Source organism: Kaistella solincola (assembly GCF_000812875.1).
Classification (GTDB): Bacteria; Bacteroidota; Bacteroidia; order Flavobacteriales; family Weeksellaceae; genus Kaistella; species Kaistella solincola.
On record NZ_JSYK01000002.1, the window covers coordinates 1 to 25,972 of the forward strand.

At 41.2% G+C, this 25,972-nt stretch carries 21 protein-coding genes, 2 tRNA genes and 2 rRNA genes; 8 read left to right on the plus strand and 17 right to left on the minus strand.

The genetic code is table 11. The features are described 5' to 3' along the window. The 6 genes from OA84_RS00875 to gcvH all read right to left on the minus strand — a co-directional run. A 23S ribosomal RNA gene (locus OA84_RS00875) occupies positions 1-2,743 on the minus strand; the annotation flags it as partial. A 327-nt stretch (positions 2,744-3,070) separates the two neighbouring features. After that, positions 3,071-3,147, minus strand: a tRNA-Ala gene (locus tag OA84_RS00880). Positions 3,148-3,228: 81 nt separating this feature from the next. Then, positions 3,229-3,302 (minus strand) — tRNA-Ile (locus OA84_RS00885). 184 nt (positions 3,303-3,486) lie between these two features. Then, a 16S ribosomal RNA gene (locus OA84_RS00890) occupies positions 3,487-5,003 on the minus strand. Between the two features lie 1,052 nt (positions 5,004-6,055). Further along, on the minus strand, positions 6,056-6,382 hold the full coding sequence (locus tag OA84_RS00895) for a VanZ family protein (protein ID WP_039342570.1): 327 nt from the start codon (positions 6,380-6,382) through the stop codon (positions 6,056-6,058). A 25-nt stretch (positions 6,383-6,407) separates the two neighbouring features. After that, positions 6,408-6,785, minus strand: coding sequence for a glycine cleavage system protein GcvH (gene gcvH, locus OA84_RS00900; protein ID WP_039341062.1), 378 nt, complete (start codon positions 6,783-6,785; stop codon positions 6,408-6,410). 234 nt (positions 6,786-7,019) lie between these two features. Between gcvH and OA84_RS00905 the strand changes: the two genes are divergently transcribed. Continuing rightward, on the plus strand, positions 7,020-8,306 hold the full coding sequence (locus OA84_RS00905; protein WP_039341067.1) for an aldehyde dehydrogenase family protein: 1,287 nt from the start codon (positions 7,020-7,022) through the stop codon (positions 8,304-8,306). 80 nt (positions 8,307-8,386) lie between these two features. On the opposite strand, the gene OA84_RS00910 is transcribed toward OA84_RS00905, so the two are convergent. Both OA84_RS00910 and truA read right to left on the minus strand, forming a co-directional pair. Further along, positions 8,387-10,129 carry an ABC transporter ATP-binding protein gene (locus OA84_RS00910; RefSeq protein WP_039341070.1) on the minus strand — a complete coding sequence of 581 codons (1,743 nt, stop codon included), beginning with the start codon at positions 10,127-10,129 and terminating at the stop codon, positions 8,387-8,389. A 176-nt stretch (positions 10,130-10,305) separates the two neighbouring features. After that, a complete protein-coding gene (truA, locus tag OA84_RS00915; RefSeq protein ID WP_039341072.1) occupies positions 10,306-11,040 on the minus strand; it encodes a tRNA pseudouridine(38-40) synthase TruA in 735 nt (244 codons plus the stop codon). Positions 11,041-11,338: 298 nt separating this feature from the next. On the opposite strand from truA, the gene OA84_RS00925 reads away from it, so the two are divergent. Beyond that, complete coding sequence (locus OA84_RS00925) at positions 11,339-11,830, plus strand: metallophosphoesterase family protein (protein WP_039341078.1); 492 nt, start codon at positions 11,339-11,341, stop codon at positions 11,828-11,830. A gap of 11 nt (positions 11,831-11,841) precedes the next feature. Here OA84_RS00925 and OA84_RS00930 read toward each other — a convergent pair whose 3' ends face one another. Beyond that, positions 11,842-12,726 carry a Ppx/GppA phosphatase family protein gene (locus OA84_RS00930; protein ID WP_039341080.1) on the minus strand — a complete coding sequence of 295 codons (885 nt, stop codon included), beginning with the start codon at positions 12,724-12,726 and terminating at the stop codon, positions 11,842-11,844. A gap of 9 nt (positions 12,727-12,735) precedes the next feature. Then, the gene (gene cdd, locus OA84_RS00935; protein WP_039341083.1) at positions 12,736-13,215 is read right to left on the minus strand and encodes a cytidine deaminase; all 480 of its coding nucleotides are present in this window, start codon (positions 13,213-13,215) and stop codon (positions 12,736-12,738) included. A 242-nt stretch (positions 13,216-13,457) separates the two neighbouring features. Between cdd and OA84_RS00940 the strand changes: the two genes are divergently transcribed. Both OA84_RS00940 and OA84_RS00945 read left to right on the plus strand, forming a co-directional pair. After that, positions 13,458-14,015 (plus strand): YciE/YciF ferroxidase family protein, encoded by a 558-nt coding sequence (locus tag OA84_RS00940; RefSeq protein WP_169743472.1) that lies wholly within the window; start codon positions 13,458-13,460, stop codon positions 14,013-14,015. A gap of 135 nt (positions 14,016-14,150) precedes the next feature. After that, entirely contained in the window at positions 14,151-15,197 is a 1,047-nt protein-coding gene (locus tag OA84_RS00945) for an NADH:flavin oxidoreductase/NADH oxidase (RefSeq protein WP_039342571.1), read from the plus strand. Positions 15,198-15,334: 137 nt separating this feature from the next. On the opposite strand, the gene hemL is transcribed toward OA84_RS00945, so the two are convergent. From hemL to OA84_RS00975, 5 genes are all read right to left on the minus strand, one after another. Continuing rightward, positions 15,335-16,618, minus strand: coding sequence for a glutamate-1-semialdehyde 2,1-aminomutase (gene hemL, locus OA84_RS00950; RefSeq protein WP_039341089.1), 1,284 nt, complete (start codon positions 16,616-16,618; stop codon positions 15,335-15,337). 56 nt (positions 16,619-16,674) lie between these two features. Further along, entirely contained in the window at positions 16,675-17,724 is a 1,050-nt protein-coding gene (locus tag OA84_RS00955; protein ID WP_039341092.1) for a glucosaminidase domain-containing protein, read from the minus strand. Positions 17,725-17,827: 103 nt separating this feature from the next. Beyond that, positions 17,828-18,736: a 1-aminocyclopropane-1-carboxylate deaminase/D-cysteine desulfhydrase gene (locus OA84_RS00960; protein ID WP_039341095.1), complete on the minus strand. Its 909-nt coding sequence runs from the start codon at positions 18,734-18,736 to the stop codon at positions 17,828-17,830. Between the two features lie 20 nt (positions 18,737-18,756). Next, positions 18,757-19,533 carry a hypothetical protein gene (locus OA84_RS00965; protein ID WP_039341097.1) on the minus strand — a complete coding sequence of 259 codons (777 nt, stop codon included), beginning with the start codon at positions 19,531-19,533 and terminating at the stop codon, positions 18,757-18,759. A 183-nt stretch (positions 19,534-19,716) separates the two neighbouring features. After that, the gene (locus tag OA84_RS00975) at positions 19,717-20,052 is read right to left on the minus strand and encodes a hypothetical protein (RefSeq protein WP_039341101.1); all 336 of its coding nucleotides are present in this window, start codon (positions 20,050-20,052) and stop codon (positions 19,717-19,719) included. A 38-nt stretch (positions 20,053-20,090) separates the two neighbouring features. Here OA84_RS00975 and OA84_RS00980 point away from each other — a divergent pair, with 38 nt between their 5' ends. Beyond that, positions 20,091-20,279, plus strand: coding sequence for a DUF5522 domain-containing protein (locus OA84_RS00980; protein WP_039341103.1), 189 nt, complete (start codon positions 20,091-20,093; stop codon positions 20,277-20,279). Between the two features lie 45 nt (positions 20,280-20,324). After that, positions 20,325-20,858, plus strand: coding sequence for a DUF4136 domain-containing protein (locus OA84_RS00985; protein WP_039341105.1), 534 nt, complete (start codon positions 20,325-20,327; stop codon positions 20,856-20,858). A 255-nt stretch (positions 20,859-21,113) separates the two neighbouring features. Here OA84_RS00985 and pafA read toward each other — a convergent pair whose 3' ends face one another. Both pafA and OA84_RS00995 read right to left on the minus strand, forming a co-directional pair. Beyond that, a complete protein-coding gene (gene pafA / locus OA84_RS00990) occupies positions 21,114-22,754 on the minus strand; it encodes an alkaline phosphatase PafA (protein WP_052252052.1) in 1,641 nt (546 codons plus the stop codon). 171 nt (positions 22,755-22,925) lie between these two features. After that, positions 22,926-23,852, minus strand: a complete 927-nt coding sequence (locus OA84_RS00995) for a malate dehydrogenase (RefSeq protein WP_039341107.1) — start codon at positions 23,850-23,852, stop codon at positions 22,926-22,928. A 279-nt stretch (positions 23,853-24,131) separates the two neighbouring features. On the opposite strand from OA84_RS00995, the gene epsC reads away from it, so the two are divergent. Both epsC and cysK read left to right on the plus strand, forming a co-directional pair. Next, positions 24,132-24,953, plus strand: coding sequence for a serine O-acetyltransferase EpsC (gene epsC, locus OA84_RS01000; protein ID WP_039341110.1), 822 nt, complete (start codon positions 24,132-24,134; stop codon positions 24,951-24,953). 59 nt (positions 24,954-25,012) lie between these two features. Next, positions 25,013-25,942, plus strand: coding sequence for a cysteine synthase A (gene cysK, locus OA84_RS01005; protein ID WP_039341113.1), 930 nt, complete (start codon positions 25,013-25,015; stop codon positions 25,940-25,942). Positions 25,943-25,972 lie beyond the last annotated feature (30 nt).

Here is a 25,972-nt window from a genome sequence, read left to right on the forward strand (position 1 = left end):
TAGTACTACTCGGCTATGACATTGCTGCCTTTACACCTATAGCCTATCAACGTTGTCATCTCCAACGACCCTTAAAAGATGTCTCATCTTGAGGCAGGTTTCGCACTTATATGCTTTCAGTGCTTATCCTTTCCAAACGTAGCTACTCAGCGGTGCTCCTGGCGGAACAACTGATACACCAGAGGTTTGTTCAAATCGGTCCTCTCGTACTAGATTCAAGCCCTCTCAAACATCTAACGCCCGCAATAGATAGAGACCGAACTGTCTCACGACGTTCTGAACCCAGCTCGCGTGCCACTTTAATGGGCGAACAGCCCAACCCTTGGGACCTTCTCCAGCCCCAGGATGTGACGAGCCGACATCGAGGTGCCGAACCTCCCCGTCGATATGAGCTCTTGGGGGAGACTAGCCTGTTATCCCCGGAGTACCTTTTATCCTATGAGCGATGGCCCTTCCATACGGAACCACCGGATCACTATGTCCTGCTTTCGCACCTGATCGACTTGTAGGTCTCACAGTCAAGCACCCTTATGCCATTACACTCTACGCACGGTTACCAAGCGTGCTGAGGGTACCTTTGAAAGCCTCCGTTACTCTTTTGGAGGCGACCACCCCAGTCAAACTACCCACCACGCAGTGTCCTTCCGTTAAGAAGTTAGGCTCCAAATAAACAAAGGGTGGTATTTCAACGTTGACTCCACCGACACTAGCGTGCCAGCTTCAAAGTCTCCCACCTATCCTACACATTGTTTATTCAAAGTCAATACGAAGTTATAGTAAAGGTTCACAGGGTCTTTTCGTCCCATTGCGGGTACTCGGCATCTTCACCGAGACTACAATTTCACAGAGCTCATGGTTGAGACAGTGCCCAGATCGTTACACCATTCGTGCAGGTCGGAACTTACCCGACAAGGAATTTCGCTACCTTAGGACCGTTATAGTTACGGCCGCCGTTTACTGGGGCTTCAGTTAATTGCTTCGCTTGCGCTAACAACCTTCCTTAACCTTCCAGCACCGGGCAGGTGTCAGACCCTATACAGCATCTTTCGATTTAGCAGAGTCCTGTGTTTTTGATAAACAGTCGCCTGGGCCTCTTTACTGAGGCCAGCATTGCTGCTGGCGTCCCTTCTTCCGAAGTTACGAGACTATTTTGCCTAGTTCCTTAACCATGATTCACTCTAGCACCTTAGGATTCTCTCCTCGACTACCTGTGTCGGTTTTGGTACGGGTTGCTTCACTTCGGCTTTTCTTGGAAGCACTTTCCCTACAACAACTTCGCCCGAAGGCTAGGTCTTGACTATTCCGTCAGTCTTCAGTAAGTACGGCACTCCGTCCCCTTTTTAGTGTGAGCAAGTATGGGAATATTAACCCATTGTCCATCCACTTCCCCTTTCGGGTTCGCGTTAGGTCCCGACTAACCCTCAGCTGATTAGCATGGCTGAGGAAACCTTAGTCTTTCGGTGAGCGGGTTTCTCGCCCGCTTTATCGTTACTTATGCCTACATTTTCTTTTCTGTCCGCTCCACAAGGCCTCACGACCCTGCTTCTGTGCAAACAGAATGCTCCCCTACCAGATATAACTCAAAAGTTATAAATCCATAGCTTCGGTACTATACTTATGCCCGATTATTATCCATGCCGAACCGCTCGACTAGTGAGCTGTTACGCACTCTTTAAATGAATGGCTGCTTCCAAGCCAACATCCTAGCTGTCAATGCAGTTCAACCGCGTTATTTCAACTTAGTATAGATTTGGGGACCTTAGCTGTTGGTCCGGGTTCTTTCCCTCTCGGACATGGACCTTAGCACCCATGCCCTCACTGCTGCAGAACATTTATTAGCATTCGGAGTTTGTCAGGAATTGGTAGGCGATGAAACCCCCGCATCCAATCAGTAGCTCTACCTCTAATAAACTATATTGCAACGCTGCACCTAAATGCATTTCGGGGAGTACGAGCTATCTCCCAGTTTGATTGGCCTTTCACCCCTACCCACAAGTCATCCGAAGACTTTTCAACGTCAACCGGTTCGGTCCTCCACTTTGTGTTACCAAAGCTTCAACCTGCCCATGGGTAGATCACAAGGTTTCGCGTCTAATCCTACTAACTAAGCGCCCTATTCAGACTCGCTTTCGCTCCGCCTCCGTACCTGAAGTACTTAAGCTCGCTAGTAAAATTAACTCGTAGGCTCATTATGCAAAAGGCACGCCGTCACCCAACTTGTGGGCTCCGACCGCTTGTAGGCGTACGGTTTCAGGTTCTCTTTCACCCTTCTATTCGAAGTGCTTTTCACCTTTCCTTCACAGTACTTGTTCACTATCGGTCTTTCAGGAGTATTTAGCCTTGGAGGATGGTCCCCCCATATTCAGACAGGATTTCACGTGTCCCGCCCTACTCATTTATCATCCAAATATGCCTTTCAATTACGGGGCTATCACCCTCTATGGCTGTTCTTTCCAGAACATTCTTCTAAACATATAAAGACTTTTGGGCTAATCCGCTTTCGCTCGCCACTACTTACGGAATCTCTTCGATTTCTTTTCCTCCGGGTACTTAGATGTTTCAGTTCTCCGGGTTTGCTCTCTAATAAATTAGAGTGACTGATCTTCAACCAGCCGGGTTGCCCCATTCGGACATCTGCGGATCAATTCGTGTGTGCCGATCCCCGCAGCTTTTCGCAGCTTACCACGTCCTTCTTCGCCTCTGAAAGCCTAGGCATCCGCCATACGCCCTTAACGATTTCTTTCCTAATAATATATTAGTTCAGTTTTTTTGTCTAACACAACCGTGTTAAACTAGTTTTATTTAAACTCGGCACTCGAAAGTGCTCGGTTTTCTCTTTGTGATGTTCTTATCGTTAATGTCAATGATCATATATCTTACTACTTCCTTAGTAAACAGAAATTGTTTTTGGCTCTTTCCGTCACTTTGAAACTAAAGTTGTAATACGTGAATAATATAGGTCTCGATCCTATCAAATAACCCGATTACTCAGTTTATTTCGCCTCCTAGCGGCATAATTCTTAAATCTGTAAGTAAATATCTTCTGTTCTTGTTACTTTTTACTGTAACCTGGTGGAGAATAAGGGAGTCGAACCCTTGACCTCCTGCGTGCAAGGCAGGCGCTCTAGCCAACTGAGCTAATTCCCCTCTAGTTGCTGTATGCTTTAAGCCATAAGCCATAAGCTTTATGCTTACTGCCTAAGAAATATTGCCTACCGCTTCAATCAGTAGTCTCGGGCAGGCTCGAACTGCCGACCTCTACATTATCAGTGTAGCGCTCTAACCAGCTGAGCTACGAGACTCTCTCTAATTAATAATTATTAATTAATAACCGTTAATTATCTCTCCTCCCTAATACTAATTTCTAGTGGGTATATTTTATAAATAGCAACCAAATAAAGAAAAACTAAAGCATAACTTCGAGCAAGTGCTCTGGTACTAAAGTACCGTTTTGTTTGTTTATACTCCCCTAACGAAGAGTCTCAAAAATGAGATGTTCCAGCCGCACCTTCCGGTACGGCTACCTTGTTACGACTTAGCCCTAGTTACCTGTTTTACCCTAGGCAGCTCCTTTTACGGTCACCGACTTCAGGTACCCCAGACTTCCATGGCTTGACGGGCGGTGTGTACAAGGCCCGGGAACGTATTCACCGCGCCATGGCTGATGCGCGATTACTAGCGATTCCAGCTTCATAGAGTCGAGTTGCAGACTCCAATCCGAACTGAGACCGGCTTTCGAGATTTGCATCCTATCGCTAGGTAGCTGCCCTCTGTACCGGCCATTGTATTACGTGTGTGGCCCAAGACGTAAGGGCCGTGATGATTTGACGTCATCCCCACCTTCCTCTCTACTTGCGTAGGCAGTCTCACTAGAGTCCTCAACTGAATGTTAGCAACTAGTGACAGGGGTTGCGCTCGTTGCAGGACTTAACCTAACACCTCACGGCACGAGCTGACGACAACCATGCAGCACCTTGGAAAATGTCCGAAGAAGGGTCTATTTCTAAACCTGTCATTTCCCATTTAAGTCTTGGTAAGGTTCCTCGCGTATCATCGAATTAAACCACATAATCCACCGCTTGTGCGGGCCCCCGTCAATTCCTTTGAGTTTCATCCTTGCGGACGTACTCCCCAGGTGGCTAACTTATCACTTTCGCTTGGTCTCTGAAGCTTGCGCCCCAAAAACGAGTTAGCATCGTTTACGGCGTGGACTACCAGGGTATCTAATCCTGTTCGCTCCCCACGCTTTCGTCCCTCAGCGTCAGTTAAATCTTAGTGACCTGCCTTCGCAATTGGTGTTCTAAGTAATATCTATGCATTTCACCGCTACACTACTTATTCCAGCCACTTCAAATTTACTCAAGACCGACAGTATCAACGGCAGTTTCATAGTTAAGCTATGAGATTTCACCACTGACTTATCGGTCCGCCTACGGACCCTTTAAACCCAATAAATCCGGATAACGCTTGCACCCTCCGTATTACCGCGGCTGCTGGCACGGAGTTAGCCGGTGCTTATTCGTATAGTACCTTCAGCTACTCTCACGAGAGTAGGTTTATTCCTATACAAAAGAAGTTTACAATCCATAGGACCGTCATCCTTCACGCGGGATGGCTGGATCAGGCTCTCACCCATTGTCCAATATTCCTCACTGCTGCCTCCCGTAGGAGTCTGGTCCGTGTCTCAGTACCAGTGTGGGGGATCTCCCTCTCAGGACCCCTAAAGATCATTGACTTGGTGAGCCGTTACCTCACCAACTATCTAATCTTGCGCGTGCCCATCTCTATCCACCGGAGTTTTCAATATCAAATGATGCCATTCAATATATTATGGAGTATTAATCTTCCTTTCGAAAGGCTATTCTCCTGATAAAGGTAGGTTGCACACGTGTTACGCACCCGTACGCCGCTCTCAAAGTCCCGAAGGACTTCTACCGCTCGGCTTGCATGTGTTAGGCCTCCCGCTAGCGTTCATCCTGAGCCAGGATCAAACTCTCCATTGTATGTTTGTCTGACTCACTCAAAGTTATTGACGCTTTAGTTTTTCCTTACTTTTTTGGTTGTTATTTGTATGTCAATGATCTCTCTTCTTTTCGCTTTATTTCCAGTCACATCTTCTGTCGTTGTGCGTCTGAATTGCGAGTGCAAAAGTATAAAGTTTATTTTAAATGACCAAATCTTTTTGAAGAAAATTTAAAAGTTTTTTTAACCCCTAATCTCAACTCCTAAAATTCAATCCCGCTCCAACTTCGCTCCCCATCTCTCTCGATTTGGGACTGCAAAGATAAGAACATTTTTTTAATCTGCAAGCTTTTTTTTAAATAAAATAAAAAAACTTTTCGTCTCTTCATTTACTCTCTATCTTCCTGCCCTTCTACTTCGCTACTCTGTTTTAGAGTGGTGCAAATATACAGACACCTTACATACCATGCAACCCTTCCCTAAAACTTTTTTCATAAAGTTTACAAACTTCTTCCTAACTTCCTACTCCACAATAATTTATTCAAACTTCAAAGTTATCCACTTTATCTGTTCCCATAAGTTTGAGCATCCTTTTCTACTATTTCTAGACTTGAACCTGCAATCTAAACCCAAAAAAACCGCCTCTTTAGCACCGTATTTTTCCGGATCAAACCTAAATATGAAATTTTGCCGGCGTCTAAAGCCAGAAAATTGCCGCAAATAGCAGGAATTTTTTTGAACTTAATTCCGAAGCTTATATAAAACGAAAAAGTAACTTAGAATATTGTGAGAAAATTGCCAAAATAACCGGCAAAATTTAAAATGATAAACGAGGAAAAAATTTCACTTCAGCTACACTATTATATATAGAAGCAAAGGACCTCAACACAACCGGCAGAAAAATTAAATAATGTGAAAAATTTTAAATCAAAGATTCCACCACACTATTATACAGAGAAGAAAAAAAACACCAAAACAACCGGCAATAAATAAATTGGGAAAATGAAAGATTAAATCAAAGGATATTTCACCACTGTCTATTACATATGTATAGTATAAAAAAGGTGGATATTACCGGTAAAAATTTACCCGCTTAAAAAGAAACTTTTTTCAGCTGCTGGAAAACCCAATAGCCCATAAGCACGCCAACAGTATCGGCAATAAGATCCAAAAATTCCAGCGAGCGGCCAAAACCCATCTCGTCCTGCAGAATTTCGGTTAAAAGACCATAAATAATCATGATCTGTAAGAAGTAAGAAAACTTAATCCGCGGAAACGCGCACATAAAGCAAAAGCCCAACAACGCGAAAATACTCAGGTGTAAAATTTTATCAATTCCGCTGAACATGAAAGGAAATTCCATGTTTTCCACACCCGGACGCAAAAGCATATAAGTAAGAAATGCCCAGTAAATGGGCAAAATCTTACTAAATATTTTTGAAATTTTATCCAAGTGAAGCCTGGTATTCTTCAGCACTCAACAATTCCGAACGGTCGGCATCGTCTTTCAGCTCCAGCTTTATAATCCAGCCAGCTCCATACGGATCGGTATTTAATAGCTCCGGCTGATCTTCCAGCTCGCTGTTGAACTCAGAAACAGTTCCCGAAAGCGGCAAGAAAAGATCGGAAACCGTTTTCACAGCTTCTACGCTTCCGAAAACGTCGCCCGCGGATAATTCATCGTCAACCGAGTCTACATCCACGAAAACAATATCGCCCAATTCGCCCTGCGCAAAATCGGTAATCCCGATGGTTGCTGTGTTACCTTCAATCCTAACCCACTCGTGGTCTTTGGTGTACTTTAATTCGGCCGGTGCATTCATTCTGTTAATTTTTATTGCTCAAAAATAATTAAAATATTGCGATCCTCAAAGTATTACAGCCATTTAATACTGTTTCTAAATTATGACTAATGAAACCGGCTTTAAATGATGAATTTCAAAATAATCACCATTGCCGCACTCGATGAATTTTTCCCTCTCAATTCCTTAAATTTGTGAATAGCTGATTTACAAAAATCACATCCAAAAAATTCACTCTCTATATATAACAGAAAAATGGACATCAATAATAAATTACAGACCGCGCAGGAAACTTTCGAAACCTGGAAAAAGGTCCCGTTTCCCGAAAAGCAAAAATTGCTTGCTGAAATGGCAAAAATTCTGGATTTGGAAGCGGAAAATTTCGGAAAAATTATCACCACCGAAATGAACAAACCCATCACGCAGTCCATCGCGGAAATTCACAAATGCGCTTTGATGATTCGCTATTACGCGGAAGCGGAAAATATTCTTCAACCTGATAAAGTGGAAACAGAATTCCGCGTTTCGGAAATTCAATTTGTGCCTAAAGGTGTAATTTTAGGCATAATGCCGTGGAATTTTCCATTCTGGCAGGCACTACGTTTCGCTATTCCCGCAATTTTAGCCGGAAATACAGTGGTTTTAAAGCATGCTTCCATTTGTTTCGGCAGCGGAAATGCTATCGAAGATTTATTTTTAAAAGCCGGTTTTCCCGAAGGCGTTTTTCAGAATCTTGAAATTGGTCATGCCGAAGTGAAAAAAGTGCTCGAAAATCCCATTGTTAAAGGCGTCAGTTTAACCGGAAGCGAAAAAGCCGGTGGCGAAGTTGCCGCGATCGCCGGAAAATACATTAAAAAATCTTTGCTGGAACTGGGCGGCAGCGATGCATTTATCGTTTTAGATGACGCCGATTTTCAGAAAGCCGCAGAAAGCGGCGCCAATTCCCGACTCGCAAATTGCGGACAAGCCTGCAATGCCGCGAAACGTTTTATTATTCAAGAAAATATTGAAGAAGAATTTCTGCCGATTTTCATTAATGAATATCAGAAATATGTTGCTAGTAATCCTTTCAATAAAGAAACCAATCTCGCGGGAATGGCGCGCCCAGATCTTGCCGATGATTTGGAAAAACAATATGAAAAAGCCCTGAAAAACGGTGCTGAAATTATTTTGCCACTCAAGCGCATTTCGGAAAACGAATTTATTCCGGGCTTAATCAAGGTAAATTCCGGAAATCCAATTTTGCAGGAAGAACTTTTCGGGCCGGTTGGAATGGTGATGATCGCCGATGATGATCAGCACGCGGTGACTTTGGCGAATGATATTACGTTCGGTTTATCAGATTCTGTCTGGACGAACGACAAAATAAGGCAGCAGTTTTTCATCGATAACTTGGAAGCCGGAACCATCAGCGTGAATAAAAGCTCGAGTTCTGATCCGCGCTTACCTTTTGGCGGCACAAAATCTTCCGGCTACGGAACGGAACTTTCGCTCGTTGCACTGAAAGAATTTGTAAACGTGCGCACAGTAGTTGGAAATTAAAATATTTCTATAACAGAAAAATCCGGTCATTTAGCCGGATATTTTTTTGATTAAATTTTAAAAATTTCTGCTGAAAACTTCTATTCCGCTTCAACTTCAACTTTTAGCTGCGCGCGGTACAATGTGGAATAATAGCCGTTTTGCGCCAATAATTCGTCATGTTTTCCTTCTTCCACAATTTTACCCTGATCCATGACAATAATTTTGTCCGCTTTTTCGATGGTAGAAAGTCGGTGCGCAATGATTATCGAAGTTCTGTTTTTGGTGATTTTCTCCGTAGCGCGCTGAATCAATTTCTCGCTTTCATGATCGATTGAAGAAGTAGCTTCATCCAAGATTAAAATTTTCGGGTCCGAAAGATAAGCGCGCAGGAATGACAGCAATTGTCTTTGTCCTAATGAAATCGAAGAACCACGCTCGCGCACGACATAATCGTAACCGCCGGGCAAACTTTCGATGAACTCGTCAACCTCGATATCTTTAGCAACCTTTTTTATTTTTTCCAACGTCACCGACTCATCACCGAAAGCCAGATTTTCGTAAATACTGCCGTGGAAAAGAAAAACATCCTGCAAAACAACACCAATGTGGCTGCGCAAATTATAAAGTTCGTAATTCTTTAGATCGACATCATCCAGGCAAATCTGTCCCGAATTTACATCATACAATCTGGTGATTAAGCTTATAATGGTAGATTTTCCGGCGCCGGTCGCGCCCACAATAGCCACGGTTTCACCCGGATTTACCTTAAAACTAATTCCCTTTAAAACTTCCTGTTTTTCATCATAGGAGAAATGAACATCTCTAAATTCAATTTTTCCTTCAAAATGCGACTTTGCAATTGTTCCGGTATTCGGCATGGCAAAATCTTCATCCATCACACCCAAAACCCGTTCAGCACCCACAATTCCGCGCTGAATATTGTTAAATCTGTCCGCGATCTGGCGAAGCGGACGAATAAGCATTGAAATATATTGAATAAATGCGATCACCGCGCCGGCTTTTATGGTAATAAAACCGCCGTAAAGCAAGATGAATCCTATAAAAAGCGAAGAAATAAGCTCTACAACCGGGAAAAAAAGTGAAAATATAAAAACCGTTTTCAGCAATGCGCTTTTCAGCGTGATATTAATATCATCAAATTTTTTAAATTCAGCTTCTTCTCGGTTAAAAACCTGCACAATTGACATTCCGGAAAGTCTTTCCTGAACAAAAGAATTCTGGTTTGCAGTCCACGTTCTTTCATCACCGAAAGCTTTTTTCAGCCGTTTCTGGAAAAACCGCGTAATCACGACCATTAAAGGTAAAATCACAAGCGAAATATAACTCAGGTGAACATCCACCTGGAACATCATCACCAACACAAAAACGATGCGCAAAATATCACCGAAAACCATTAAAAATCCGTCGGTGTAAACGGTTGCAATTGTTTCTACGTCGCCAACAGCGCGCGTTACAAGCTGACCAATTGCGGTTTTATCAAAGAACGAGGTTCGGAAATAAATGAGTTTATGATACAGCCGTTCGCGGATATCGCGGATTACATTCTGCGAAATAAAATTTGAAAAATAAACCAGGAAAAAATTCAGAATGGTTTCACCAAAAACCAGTGCAATCAGGATATAAATGTGTTTCATCATCAGCCCTTTGTCGCGCAGCTCAATGATATCCGTGTCCACAATCAGCATCGTAAGGTAAGGCCGATAGGTAGAAATTACCGAAAGAACAATGGAAATCGCCAGCGTAAGCAAAAACCAAGACCGAAATTTCATCCCGATTACAAAAAGCCGCTTTATTATTTCCCAGGTCGATTGTTTCTTCATTTGTTCGTAATTCTCTGCAAAAATACGGAAAAGTTTGGTGAAGGCGGGGCGAAGGATGATCTATGGAGGATGAAGTTGATAGTTAATAGTTAAAAACTTTCCACTGTCGACCGTCAACTGTACACTGACTACTGATCACTAACTACTGACAACTGATCACTGACCACTCTCAACTCTCAACTAAAATCGTATCCAACCTCAACCAAAAACAACCCTTGCGCTGGCGCCGAAGTTCCGGCGGAATTGCGGTTTTTTTCAGCAATTATGCGGTCCAGATCTTCCGGTTTCAGTTTTCCGTTTCCGATTTCCACCATCGTTCCGACAATCGCACGCACCATATTTCTTAAAAAGCGGTCTGCTGAAATTGTAAATTTTAATTCCGAATTATTTTGCTCCCAGAAGGCCGAATAAATTTTGCAGTTATTGGTTTTATTTTGGGTGTGAAGTTTGGAGAAACTCGTAAAATCCTGATGTTTCAGCAGAAATTCGCACGCTTCATTCATTTTTTCAACATCCAACGTTCGCTTCCACATTTGCCACGCAGAATCCTGCGTAAACGGATTTTTTTCCAGCGAAATATAATATTCATAAGTCCGGAAAGTCGCATCAAACCGCGCGTGAAAGTCATCTTTAACCCGAAAAATTCTTTTCACCGCAATATCTTTTGGCAAAAAACTGTTCATTTGATAGCTGAAATTTTCGCCCACGCTTTTTTCCACATCAAAATGCGCGAACATTTTCTTCGCGTGCACGCCCGTGTCGGTGCGTCCGGCGCCGGTAATTTTAATTTTTTCACGCAAAATCGTGGAGAAAGCCTTTTCCAAAACCTCCTGCACGGAAATTTCTCCCGGCTGAATTTGGTAGCCAAAGTAATTTTTTCCCGAATACGAAAACTGAATACAATACCTCATTGCGTGCAAATTTACGGAATTTTTAGGAGCAAGAAAGCTGGGTTATGAGCCCGAAGATGGGTTCCCGCTTTCCATTGCTCCCGAACTTTCGGGATCCATTGCAATCGGGGCTACAAGTCAGGTTATTTCTTCTTTTACAAAAAAATTCCGTGCTATTTGGAGGTTTTTTTTCCGTTTTAGAAAAATCATTTTTCCATCCAAATTTTAAAGTAAAAATTCGCTGCTATTTGAAGGTTTTTTCGATTTTCCAAATGCATTTCTTTTCGAAAATTTAAATAAAAAAGAAGAAATTTACCGCATGAAAATACTTCTGCTTTCAGATTCGCATTCTTATTTGGACGACCGGATTTTAGATTATGCCAAAAACGCTGATGAAATTTGGCATTGCGGCGATTTCGGAAATCTGGAAGTCATTGAAAAGCTCGAAAAAATAAAACCTTTGCGCGGCGTTTACGGCAACATCGACGGTACAGAAATCCGCAAGATTTTCCCCGAAGTTTCGCGCTTTACTGTGGAAAATTTAGAAGTTTTGATGGTTCACATCGGAGGTTATCCCGGGAAATACACACCGTTGGCAAAAGCAGAAATTGAGATCAAAAAGCCTCAACTTTTTATTTCCGGACATTCGCATATTTTAAAAGCGATGTACGACCAGAAAAACAAATTACTTCACCTGAATCCCGGCGCCGTGGGAAAAGTGGGCTGGCACCAAATGCGCACCATGATGCGTTTTGAAATCAACGGCGACCAGATTGAAAACCTGGAAATTATAGAACTCGGCAAAAAATAACCGGCTAAAAGCTACTTTTTTTGCAAATTTTCGTAAATGCTGTGGACCAAACCATCAGCAACAGAAATTTTGGGAACAAATATCTTTTCAATTTCGCTCCACGCCATTACGTTGTTGTAAATCTGCAAGGCCGGCACCAAAACATCAGCGCGGTCTTCACGAATGTTAAATTTGCTCATCCGCTCTGCCACCGAAAGTTCCTTCATTTCTTTATAATATTTTTTTAGAAATGCGCTCGACATCGGTTTTCCGTCTTTCGTTTTACTCATCGAAAATATTTTGTTGATGTTTCCGCCGGAACCAATCCCTACAATGGGTTTTGTACTGTTGATGTTTTTCCGGATTTCTTCTTTCATCTGCTTCCACAAATCTTCCGAAACCAAACCATTCAACAAACGAATTGTACCGATGTTAAACGATTTTTCATACGCCATTTCCCCGTTTTCGTAAAACATCAGTTCGGTTGAACCGCCGCCCACGTCAATATAAAGATAAGCGCAGCTTTTGTCGAGCGAATCAGCAACGTGATTTTCAAAAACCAATCCTGCTTCTTCGTCACCTGAAATTATTTCGATAGAAATTCCCGACGATTCCTGCACTTTTTTAATAATTTCCGGGCCGTTTTTAGCGTCGCGCATCGCGCTGGTGGCGCAGGCACGGAAATGTTCCACCTTATAAATTTTCATCAGATCGCTGAAAATTTTCATCGAATCGGTAATCATTTTTTCGCGTTCCGTACCGATTTTTCCGGTGGTAAAAACGTCCATTCCAAGGCGCAGCGGAATGCGCAACAAATTCAGTTTGGTGAACTGCGGTTTTCCTTTTTTAGGTTCCGTTACTTCGTTAATTAAAAGTCTCGCGGCGTTACTTCCTATGTCGATGGCAGCAATTCTCATTCAGAAAATTTAAAGATAAGAGGCGTCAAATGAAAACGGCAACAACTCGCGAATGGATTTTGTTTTGTAAATCGCACCACCAAGTGAAGCGAAATAAATTTCGATCTCGTCTTTCTGCTTGGCTTCATATTCTAAAATTGCCTGACGGCAAGCGCCACACGGCGGAATTGGGATTGAAGTTGAAGCATTTCTGGGCGCACCTATGACGAAAAGTTTTTTAATTTTTACATCCGGGAAATTTGCTCCGGTGTAAAAAATCGTAGTTCTTTCAGCACACAATCCTGAGGGATATGCAGCATTTTCCTGGTTACTTCCGGTAATAATTTCGCCGTTTTCGAGCAAAATTGCACAACCAACTGTAAAATCGGAATATGGTGCGTACGCGGTGTTTCGCGAGGACATTGCTTTATCGAAAAGTGTTTTTTCCATTTCGTTCAGTTCGCCGTAACTGTCAATCGATTCGAACGTTATTGTATGTTCTTTTTGCATGTAATAAAAATAGAGGAGTAAAGATAACTGATTTTTACAAAATTTACAGGTTTTCACTTTATATATGGAAAAGAAACAATCGGCACGAAATTTAATGAGATGAAGTTTAGAAGTTATATTCCTGTGTAATAGATATAACACAAAAATACCGTGAAAAGACTCCCCTTGCTCTGTAACAGATTTTGTAGTATTGCGTCGTAAATTTTCCGGTTCCAATGGTTAACAGCCGGAAAGCTTTGCTTATGAAAAAAAATAATAAGCGGGTTGCACCCGTGATTAAAGATATGCCGCTGAGCTCACGTTCAGAATTAGAAATTTTCTTTTTAAATTCCCTCCAGGAAATGTATGACGCGGAAAATTTAATTGAAGAAGAATACAGCAAAGTAGAAAATAATATTTCGTCCTCAGACCTACATGGAATTCTAACGGAACATTTTGGAATTCATCTTAAGCACCTGAGCAGACTTCGCAAAATCTTTGAGTTCAAGGGCGATTTGCCAGAACGAAAAAAATGCGAGGCTATAGATGCTATATTGTGCGAAGCTGTAAATCATTTGGCGCATTTTGCGGATGATCTTCAAAACTGGGAAGTTGCACTTGTTCTTGTGACGCAAAAACTTACCTATTATAAAATCGCAACCTACGGCGGCCTTGCGCATCTTGCGATAAAACTGGATTATCCGAAGGCGGCAACACTACTCGCAGTCTGCGTTCAGGAGGAAGAAGAATTTATTGCCAATCATCTTAATGGAATATTCAATGCGTACCTTACGTCACACATAGATGTTCGTAAAAACTGAAAAAAATAACCCTTTTAGCGGCTTATATTTAAAACCATTTAAAATAATTATGTTTTGGAGAGCTATAATTTTGTAAGCCTCTAACTACTCAACGTGAGTTTTCATAAATTTGGCTTGTTAAAAAAGTTATTTATGATATTATACACTCCGATCAAATTCAGAAATCTAGAACTTCAAAACCGTTGGGTAATGTCGCCAATGTGCATGTATTCCTGCGAAAACGGTTTGCCGAACGATTTTCATTTCGTGCATTATGCAAGCCGCGCACAAGGCGGCACCGGACTTCTAATCGTGGAAGCAACCGGTGTTGTGCCCGAAGGCAGAATTACACACAAATGTGCCGGACTTTGGAACGATGAACAGGCGGAAGGTTTTAAAAAAATTGTCGGTTTTATCCACGAAAATTCTAAAACTAAAGTCGGAATTCAGTTAGGTCATGCGGGTAGAAAAGCTTCTACCTGGAACGGAAAACAACTTTCGCTGGAAGAAGGTTGGCAAACTGTTGCGCCGTCGGAAATTCCTTATGCTGAAGGTGAACGGCGTCCACATGCGCTCACCATTCCCGAAATTAAAAAACTGGTTCAGGATTTTAAAGATGCTGCGCGCCGCGCTTTAGACGCAGGTTTTGATTTAATTGAAATTCACGCTGCACACGGCTATTTAATTCACCAGTTTATGTCGCCGCTATCAAATGTGAGAACCGATGAATACGGCGGAAGTTTCAAAAACAGAATGCGCTTTTTGCTGGAAATTGTGGATGCGGTGAACGAATTGCTTGATGAAAATAACCCGCTATTTGTACGAATTTCCGGAACGGAATATGCTGAAAACGGTTGGGACATCGACGAAAGTGTGGAACTCGCAAGAATTTTACAAACTAAAAATGTCGATTTAATGGATGTTTCCAGTGGCGGAAATATTCACGGTGCGAAAATCAACTTATTTGACGGTTACCAGGTTCCGCTTGCGGCAAAGATTAAGCAAGAAACCGGCATGAAAACCGGCGCTGTAGGTTTGATAAAAACCGCCGAATTAGCCGAAGAAATCTTGAAAAAAGGTGAAGCTGATTTAATATTTGTGGCTAGAGAAATCTTGAGAAATCCGTATTTAGCAATCCAAGGTTCTTTTGAAGCGGACGCCGAGTGCGATTTTCCAATACAATATGAACGCGCGAGAATTTAATTCTCGTTAAAAAATAAAAAAGCCATTACAAGTTGAATGGCTTTTTTTACTAATTTATTTCTAAAAAATTTGCTCCTAAAACGGCAATTTTTTTCGTTTTGTAAAATAGAAAAAAATGCCTGATCAGCCCGGAATTTTTATGAATATTCAAATTTTTGAATCACTTCCAAAGTTTTGCTGATTTCCTTTTCGGTAATGGCCGAAGAAATAAACCAGGTTTCATAACCGCTCGGCGGAAGATAAATTCCGTTTGCCAAAAGCTGGTGGAAGAAATTATTGAACAAAGCATGGTTTGCTTTCGCTGCATCGTCGAAATTAGAAACCGCGTTGATGTGGAAAAAAACGCTCATCATCGCTCCTTTTCTGTTGATTTTGTGTTCAATACCTTTTGAATTCAAAATTTTACCGATTTCAAAATCTAAAGTTTCTGTAGTTTTATTTAAATTTTCGTAGAAGTTTTCATCATTTTTAATGATCTGCAAAGTGGTTAAACCAGCACGCATTGCAAGGGGATTTCCACTTAAAGTTCCCGCTTGGTACACCGCGCCTTTTGGTGCAAGATGGTCCATAATTTCGTTTCGGCCCGCAAAAGCACCAACCGGCAAACCTCCGCCGATGACTTTTCCGAAAGTAACCAAATCTGCTTTCACATTATAAACTTCCTGCGCACCACCGAAAGCCAAACGGAAGCCGGTCATCACTTCATCGAAAATGAGCAAAGCGCCGTTTTCGTCGCATAAAGCACGTAATTTTTGAAGAAAATTATTTTCCGGCAAAACGCAGCCCATATTTCCGGCAACCGGTTCCACGATAATTGCGGCAATTTCACCTTCGTTAAGGCGGAATAAATCTGCAACTTGTTCAATATCATTATATTTCGCGGTTAAAGTATCTTTTGCTGTTCCCGGAGTTACGCCCGGAGAGTTCGGATTTCCGAAAGTTGCAGCGCCACTACCCGCTTTAATTAAAAAAGAATCGGAATGTCCGTGGTAACAACCTTCGAATTTGATGAATTTATTCCGTCCGGTAAAACCACGAGCCAAACGGATTGCGCTCATACAGGCTTCTGTACCTGAAGAAACCATTCTGATCTGGTCGATATTCGGCACATTTTCTACAATATATTTTGCGATTTCAGTTTCAAGTTCAGTTGGTGTTCCGTAGGAAAAACCCTTTTCTGCCTGCTTTTTTATCGATTCCAAAACTTCCGGGTGTGTGTGCCCTAAAATCGCCGGCCCCCAGGAATTTATATAGTCAATATACTGATTATCATCAACATCCGTAAGATATGCACCCTGCGCCGATTTCATAAAAACCGGTACGCCACCGACGGATTTGAAAGCGCGGACCGGTGAATTTACACCGCCTGGAATATATTGATAAGCCTCATCGAAGAGCGCTGAACTTCTTTGGTATAACATTTTTTAATAGTTTCTTTAAGTGGAAAATTGAAAGTTGATAATTGATAATTAACAATTTATTTCCGTGGTTTTTTGCTTTGCAGATACATCAGTTGTCCGGCGCGGGGTTGCTGACCGAAGTCCATTCTGTTTTTGGAATATAATTTTTTAAGCTTGATGCCGAATTTTTGTGCAATATCATGCATTGATTCACCGGCTTGCGCCTTATATTTTGCAACATTTCCCGAAGATGATTTTGATTCTAAAAACAAAATATCATTTCTGCGAAGCTGATTTCCGTCGAGTTCATTCCAGCTCATCAAACGGCTTTCTGAAATTCCGAATTTCTTGGAAATGGCTTCTAAAGCGACATCGTCTGGAATTATTACGAATTTTTTACCGCCATTTGGATGACTTTTTATTAAAATAGATTTCAGGGTTTCCGCTCTTTCTACCAGTTTATCTACGTTTTTCTGCTGTTTCGCGTAGGAAACCTGCTCATACGGAACTTTTACGGTTACGGGTTTGGCAGAAACGCGGCTTTGATCCAGCTGCGCCATAAAAATTTTGTCGTTTTTCAGCTCCGGATACATTTTCAAAACAGCGTATAAAACTTCTTTTGAATTGGTTTTGTCGAATTCATAAAGCTTATTCTTTTCAATTTTATCGATGAGAATATAAGCGTAGCGCGGATTGGTTGCGTAACCGGCTTTTTTTAAACCGTGCGCCCAGGCTTTATAATCCGTCATGTCCAGCTTGAATAGGTTCACGTAATATTTACGGAAAGCCAGAAATTTCGAGTGATCTTCGTAAGAATCGCGCGGATCGTCGTAAACGCGGAAACATTCATTGGGCGCGTCATCGGTGTGTTTCATTGTTTTCCCTGTCCAGTCCTCCTTGCATTTAATGCCGAAATGATTGTTTCCCTGCTGCGCCAAACGGCTTTGTCCGCCACCGGTTTCCAAAAGTCCCTGCGCTAAAGTAATTGAAGCCGGAATTTTATACTTTTCCATTTCTTCCACGGCGTACGGCGCGAATTTCTGGATATATTGCTCATCTGTTTTCCAGGTTTGCGCATGAAATTTTGCAAAAATTATAACCGTAAGAGCAAAAAATATTTTCTTCATATATTATTTTTAATGACTTCGAAAGATTTTCTAATCATCCGTTGGAAGCTTGTTTTCAGGAAACCTATTTCCAACAATTTTAAGCAAAAAATTAGGCGGTAAATTAACCTATTTTTATCAATTCTCTTTTCTGCTTTTTCAGCAATTCATTAGCGCCAAAAATTCCCTGTAAACCGCCGGTGTGAAAGGCTAAAATCTTGCTTCCAGGCTGGAAATAATCGTTTTCAATCATTTTAAAAAGGTGACGCATCATTTGTCCGGTATAAACCGGATCGAGCTGAATGTCAAATTTCGCTTTAAAATTATTGATAAAACGGATATTTTCTTCGCTTATTTTACCATAACCGCCGTCGTGCGCTTCCAGAAGTTTGAAATTTCTCCGTTCCGAAAGTTCAAAAACAGTTTCATTCAAAGAAGAATCATCGACTGTTTTAAAACCTAAAACCTGCTGATTTTCCTCTGCAAACTTTGAAATTCCGGCAACTGTTCCGCCGGTTCCGACTGCGGTGCAAAGATAATCAAAACTTTTTGTTTGCTCCGGAAGCATGTGCTGAATTCCGTTCACCGCAAATTCGTTAGTGCCGCCTTCGGGAATAAGTAAAGCACCGGGAAATTCCTCAGAAAAATTCCGGCTTAAAAGCGCCTTTTTTCGGTAAACTTCCCGAGGTACGAAGCGGAACTGCATTCCATTATCGTGTGCCAGTTTTAAAGTTGGATTTTCGCGCCATTTTTGCTGTAGTTCTTCACCGCGGATAATCCCTAAAGTTGGAATATTTTCTTCTTTTCCGAGCGCGGCGACCGCGGCAATATGGTTTGAAAAAGCGCCGCCAAAAGTAATAAGCAAAGGATTCTCCGGGCTTTTTGCGAGATAATTATTAATGTTATAAAACAACTTCCAATATTTATTTCCGGAAATGTGCGGATGAATCAGGTCTTCTCTTTTCAGGAAAAGCTGAATATTTTTTTCAAGAGGAATTTCGGTGATGGGAATTTGAATGGAGGGAATTTTCATAGTAATTTTCAAATCTATTACTAGTCCACCACTTTTCTAATGTAATAAGAATAAACTTTAACATTTTCATTATAAATATAATCATATCCATCACCACTATTTGAGGATTTTTTAAGCTCCAAAATTGGTGAGCTAATTTCAGTAATAACGTCAATTTTAAAGCTGTTTTTTTTATACCTTCTTGCATTTATATCTAACTGCAACAGATCCCCAACATACAACCTATTTGAATACGGCAAAAAGTTATCACCATCACCAACGCTTGTAAATCCCAGTTCGTTTAATTCATTAATAAACATAGTGTAATTATGGTGGTTAGTTGTTTCTATAGAAAGCTTTGTATCTCCAGAAGACTTAAAATGAAATATGCAATCTGAATCTTCACTGCCGTTTCTGTACTTTATTACAGTCCCTTCGTTAATATCTTCCACTGCCTTTGCAATAAAGTCTGTTCCTGTATCTGTTAAAACGTTTACTTTTTTAGACAAAAAAAACCAATTTTTACTTTCCAAAAAATTTTCAGCTTCAGTAATGTTTAAATTGGAAAGATACATAAAGTCTTCAACGCCTATATTTAAGGTTGCTCGAAAAGGTTTTTTATCTATATTTAGAAGTCCAAGAGAAATTTCATTTTCTCGCCCGGAAGAATTATTCATCGGTTCAGCAGAATCGTAATCACTTCCAACATTGTTTGAGGATTGTTGTTCAATTTGTGGCGTTTCAGACTGGGTTTCGACGTCATTACAGTTTTGAAAGAAACAAAATGCGAAGACCAAATAAAATAGATTTGCTTTCATGTAATGTATTGGGTATATTTCACTAATTTAGCAAAAGTTAACGAAATGTAATTATCAAGAACTACTTTTATCGTTAATAGTTTCGGAAAATTCCGCGCCCCAAATTGAACATAGCTCTCCGCCGCCGCGGAAGCGGAATCCGTCGACAAGCTCAGGATGACAAGGCGGAAAAAAGCGCCCAAATTATTGCTCCAAAAAATACTTCCGGAAGCTCCAGAATTTTCGGGTTTTCAAATAATCCAGATCGTTTTCCATTGCATACGCTTCGCGCTCAAATGAAATGGATTTGTACGCCAGAAATTTATTTTTCAGCTTAAAAACCAGGTAATAATACTCGACGACGTACCAGATATAAAAGAAAATGACGAGCAGTTCAGCCTGCTGGCGCAAATGGATTTTCTCGTGATTCAGCAAAACCGCATCCGCACGCGACTCGGGTTTCCGCAAAATGATGAAGGGAAAAAGGGTGATCCCTGAAATTTTCGTATTTTTGAGAAGTCGTTGCCAAATGAAGACCATGTGACAAAGATATTAATTTGGCCGAACCGATTTAACTTATGTACCCGAAAAATATCAAAGAAAACGTAGACTTTTATTATAACGAGCAAGGCTATAAAGTGTTTACCGAAACCTACCACCTGAAACGCGGCTATTGCTGCAAAAGTGGCTGCAAACACTGCCCGTACGGCTATGATAAAAAAACGGACACCTTTAAAAAAAGTGGTAAAAACGGAAAAAAGCCGTAAAAAGGCCCGAAAAAAATTTTAAAAACAAAAAAAACATACAAGGTCATGAGCAAAAAATATATCTTACTATTATTGGCTTCTGCCACGCTGGGACTTACTTCCTGCAGCCCTTTTCAGGTGAAATCTGATTACGCAGAAACCGCAAATTTCAATACCTACAAGACGTATAAATTACGAATTGATGATTTGAAACTCAACGATATTGACAAAGACCGTGTGCTGAACGAGGTTTCCAAGCAACTGCAAACCAAAGGTTTAAGCGTTTCTGAAACTCCGGATTTAATTGTGAACGTGAAAGCAAACCACAAGAAAATTCAGGACATCCAGGGAACACGACCTTTCGGAATGTACGGCTGGGGCGGACCTTTCGGTTACGGATTTGGTGTTAACAGAACCTGGACTTCCAATTACAACCAAGGTTCACTGGTACTGGATTTAATTGACGCGAGAACGCAAAAACTGGTTTGGCAAGGAACGGGAAGCGGAATTTCTGTAGACTCACCGAAATCTAAACAAAAGCAAATTCCCGAAATCGTGGCTGAAATTATGGCGAATTATCCGCCAGATAGAAGTAAGTAATTTATTTTGAAATATAAAAAAACCGCTTTTAAAGGCGGTTTTTTTTGTTTTGAATTTTATAAAAAAAAAATTGGCCGTTAAAAGCGGTAATTTTTTCATTTTATGTAAAAAAAGATTCCTGAATTTTTTGACGTTTTAGCGGCGAATTTTTTCATTTTGGAAAACCAGAAAAAAATGCTGTTTTAGCCAGAAATTTTTGTTGGAACTTTCCTAAAATAAGGAAAGTCGCTAAAAGGCGGCTTTCTTTTAATTCTGTTATTTCCCAATGGCTTCTACAATTGGATTCCCAATGTTCCCGCTTGGAAACTGAATTCGCAATAACGACGATAACGTTGGTGCAATATCTGTCATGTGATACTCTTTGTTGGTTTCGCCCGGCTGAATCCCCCAACCCATAAAAATTAAAGGAATGTGAGAATCGTAGGAATTCCACGCGCCGTGCGTAGTTCCCAGTTTAGAATAAGTCGGCAACCAGGAATCGCGGTAAATCACCTGAATATCGCCGCTGCGCTGCCAGGTGTAACCGTTTACGATTCGGGAACGTAAAGGCTCCGGAATTGTTGCTGCGCCGGCTTTTTTCATATCCACCGCAAATAAAACCGATTTGTCTTTGTTTAAAATATCGATGAGATATTGTTTTACTTCGTCAGCATTTAATTTATTGTCATCAATGACCTGATCATCCAGATAAACCTGATTATTGGTTACTTTTGAAACCAATTTATCAGCTTTGAATTTGGTTTTCAGCTTTTCATTAAATTCTTTGTTGTCTTCGCCGTAAAATCCGGTCGCCATTTTATGTTCTGCCATAAAACCTTGTGCATGTGCGCCACCGTGATCAGCAGAAAGAAAAACAGTGTACTGATTTTTACCGACGGTTTTATCCAAATATTTGAAAAAATCCGTAAGGTCGCGGTCTAAGCGCAAATAAATATCTTCAACCTCAATGGCATTGGGACCAAATTTATGTCCGCCGTAATCGGTGGAAGCTAAATTTACGGCAAGAAAATCGGTTATGGCATCGGCGCCCAAATTTTCACCTTTGATGGCTGCTTCCGCAGCTTTTATTGTCAAGGTATTTCCAAATGGTGTAGAACGGATGACGTCGCGGTTTGCCTGATAGTCTGCAGCAAGGTTACTGTATGGAAAAGTTGGTGTTTTCGCGCTGCCAAGAAGTCCTTCCCACGGTGAATTATCCGGTGAACTTTCGATATATTCAGTGATCGGCAGCAAAGTATTCCAACCATTTTTTACCAATTGATCAGGATTTTTCTGCGCATTGAAATCTTTCATCCATTTTGGTAAATCATTCATATAATAAGTGCTGGTGATGAAATTTCCGGTGGAATCATCAAACCAATACGCGCCAGTCGGATTGTGGCCCGCAGGTAAAATGGAAGCGCGGTCTTTCAGTGAAACTCCAACAACTTTAGCCTGAAAATTGGTAGCCAACATCAGTTCATCCGTAATTGTGGTTGACCATAAATTTTTCGGTGAATGGCTGCCCGATTTTGTGCTTGTGCTTCCAACGGGCTGCACGCTTTCATCGGTTGTACAGTACACATTTTTTCCGGTTTTTTTATCGAACCAGTCGTTACCGGCGATGCCGTGAATTGCAGGAACGGAACCGGTATAAACCGTTGTGTGACCAACCGCGGTATAGGTCGGCACGTAATTAATATGAACATTATTCAGCGAATAACCTTCCTTCAGCAACTTTTTAAAACCATCGTTCTGGTATTTATCGTAATAGCGGTAGAGATAATCCCAGCGCATTTGGTCTACCACGAGGCCGACGACCAGTTTTGGTCTTTCCAGCTGTGGAGCTTTGCTTTTTTGGGCAGAAATGCCAGTAGAAATTACGGCAAGAAAAATGGCACAAACATTTTTAAACATAATAAAAATTTAATGATGGTCGAATATTAAAGACAAATTTAAGGGTTTAAATATTAAGACCAAATGAACTTTTGGTGAAATACATTTGCTAAATCACAAAAAAACGGTCTTTTTGCCCGGAAAAAAAACGCACCTTATAAAAGATGCGTTTTTAAATATATTTTTAATTCCTTAGAACTTCAAATCACCATTCACTTCACGAACTGCTTTTGCAGCGGTGGCGAATTTTTCTTTTTCAGCGTCTGTTAAACTGATTTCCACGATTTTTTCAACGCCATTTGCGCCGATAATTGCCGGAACGCCAAGACAAATATCGCTTTGACCATATTCACCGTCCAGCATCAGCGAGCAAGGAATCATTTTTTTGTGGTCGCATAAAATTGCCTGAACCATCACAGAAACCGCGGCTCCCGGTGCATACCACGCAGAAGTTCCCAATAATTTGGTTAAAGTTGCACCACCAACTTTGGTTTCTTCTTCTACGTAAGCCTGTTTTTCCTCGTTCAAGAATTCAGTTACTGGAACGCCATTTCGTGTTGCTTTGCTCATCAAAGGTAACATTCCGGTGTCGCTGTGCGCTGCGATTACCATTCCGTCAACGTCTGAAATCGGGCATTCCAACGCTTCTGCCAATCTGTATTTGAAACGTGCAGAATCCAGCGCGCCACCCATTCCGATGATTTGGTTTTTCGGTAATCCGGAAGTTTTGTGCACCAAGTACGCCATTGTATCCATCGGGTTTGAAACTACGATGATGATGACGTCCGGTGAATGTTTTACCAAATTTGCAGTTACGTCTTTAACAATTCCGGCATTGATTCCGATCAATTCTTCACGAGTCATCCCCGGCTTTCTTGGAATTCCGGAAGTAATTACGGCAACTTTAGATCCTGCAGTTTTGCTGTAATCCCCTGTTGTGCCTGTAATTTTGGTATCGAAACCATTCAGAGAAGCGGTTTGCATTAAATCCATCGCCTTACCTTCGGCAAAACCTTCTTTAATATCAACCAGAACAACTTCTGCTGCGAAATCTTTCATCGCGATGTATTCTGCGCAACTTGCGCCTACTGCTCCTGCTCCTACTACGGTAACTTTCATAATTGTAAATTTATTTTTTTAATGATGTATGGAACCCTACGGCTTCATTAATTATTTTTTATCCAAAGAAAAACGTAAAAATTAGCCGTTTTAACCCGGAATTTTTTATGAACCCAAATTTACAAAATGTTAAAGTTTTGACCAATTTTGTTCCGATGAAGTTTTAAATAAAAAATTCGGCCTTTTTCTCATCTAAAAACTGAATTGCTGCCATCGGTTTTTTTTACCTTACATCAACGGTTTCAAGGCTGATATGTTCTAAATTTGTTTAAAATATAGATGATTATGGGTTTCACAAACCGACTTCACGAAGGCTATTCCAACCGAAAGTTTGATATCGACAAGAAAAAAATTGAGAGCTTTATCGACCGATTTTTCCGTTTTATCTTTTTTTTAGAACTTCAAAGATGTTCGGAATACAGTGACATTGAAGCACGTTTGAACAGTTTTAAAAGCGAGTTTAATGAAATCCTTTTTTCCGTAACCGCAAAAAATGAAGAAGCGGAAACAGAAATTTTCTTTAAAAGTTTCCCCGAAATTTATGAGTCGCTTAAAAACGATGCAAAAGCAATTTTCGATAATGATCCCGCGGCGCAAAGCATTGAGGAAGTCATGTTTTCCTATCCCGGTTTTTTTGCCATCGCCGTTTACCGTTTCGCACACGAACTTTATAATAATAAAATTCCTTTAATCCCGCGCATCTGGACGGAATTGGCGCACAGTAAAACCGGCATCGATATTAATCCCGGCGCAAAAATCGGGGAGAATTTCTTCATCGATCACGGCACCGGCATCGTCATCGGTGAAACTACGGTCATCGGAAATAATGTTAAAATTTATCAGGGCGTCACCTTAGGCGCGCATTTTGTCGCTAAAGAACTGGCGAATGTAAAGCGCCATCCGACAATTGAAAACGGCGCTGTAATTTATGCAAATGCTACTATTCTCGGCGGAAATACTGTGATTGGTGAAAATTCTGTCATCGGCGGAAACGTTTGGATCACCGAAAGTGTGCCTGCGAATTCTGTGGTTTTTCACAAAGGTCAGGTTACGGTAAAAAATAAATTTCCGGCAAATGAGCCTATTATTTTCAGTATTTAAAAATTAAAAAAAGCACATTTAAACCCCGAAAAAACATTAAAATCTTAAAAACCCATTTTATGAAACTGAATAATATATTAGAAGCCATCGGCAATACGCCAGTTGTAAGATTGAACAACATTTTCCCGGATCACGAAGTCTGGATGAAACTGGAAAAGCAAAATCCTGGCGGAAGCATCAAAGACCGCATCGCTTTGGCAATGATTGAAAAAGCGGAAGAGGAAGGCAAAATCAATAAGGACACCGTAATTATAGAACCGACTTCGGGAAATACCGGCGTTGGTCTGGCGATGGTTTGCGCGGTGAAAGGTTATAAACTGGTTTTGGTAATGCCTGAAAGTATGAGTGTGGAGCGTAGAAAACTCATGAGTTCTTATGGAGCGCAGTTTGTGTTGACGCCAAAGGAAAAAGGCACTTCGGGCGCAATTGCGAAAGCAACCGAGATGGCGCAGGAAATAGAAAACTCGTGGATTCCTCAACAATTTGAAAATGAAGCTAACCCGGAAATTCACGCAAACACTACCGCACAGGAGATTTTGAATGATTTCCCCGAAGGTCTTGATTATTTGATTACCGGCGTGGGGACCGGCGGTCATATTACCGGCGTAACCGAAGTTTTAAAGGAAAAATTCCCAAATCTTCAAAGTTTTGCGGTGGAACCGAAAGATTCCGCGGTGATTTCCGGCGGTCCGTCCGGTCCGCACCCGATCCAGGGAATTGGTGCCGGCTTTGTACCAAAAGTTTTGAATACCGAAATCCTGAGCGGAGTTATACAGATTGAAAAAGACGAAGCTTTTGAATTTACAAAAAGACTCGGCAGAGAAGAAGGAATTTTAGCCGGAATTTCCACCGGATCTTCAGCTGCGGCGGTTTCTAAAAAACTAGCTGACATCCCGAAAGGCTCAAGAATTCTTACTTTTAATTATGACACCGGCGAACGCTATTGGTCGGTGGACGGGCTTTTCGAAGAAAACGAATATCAAGGCTAAATAAAATTCAGCTTTAGAAAAATCAAAAAA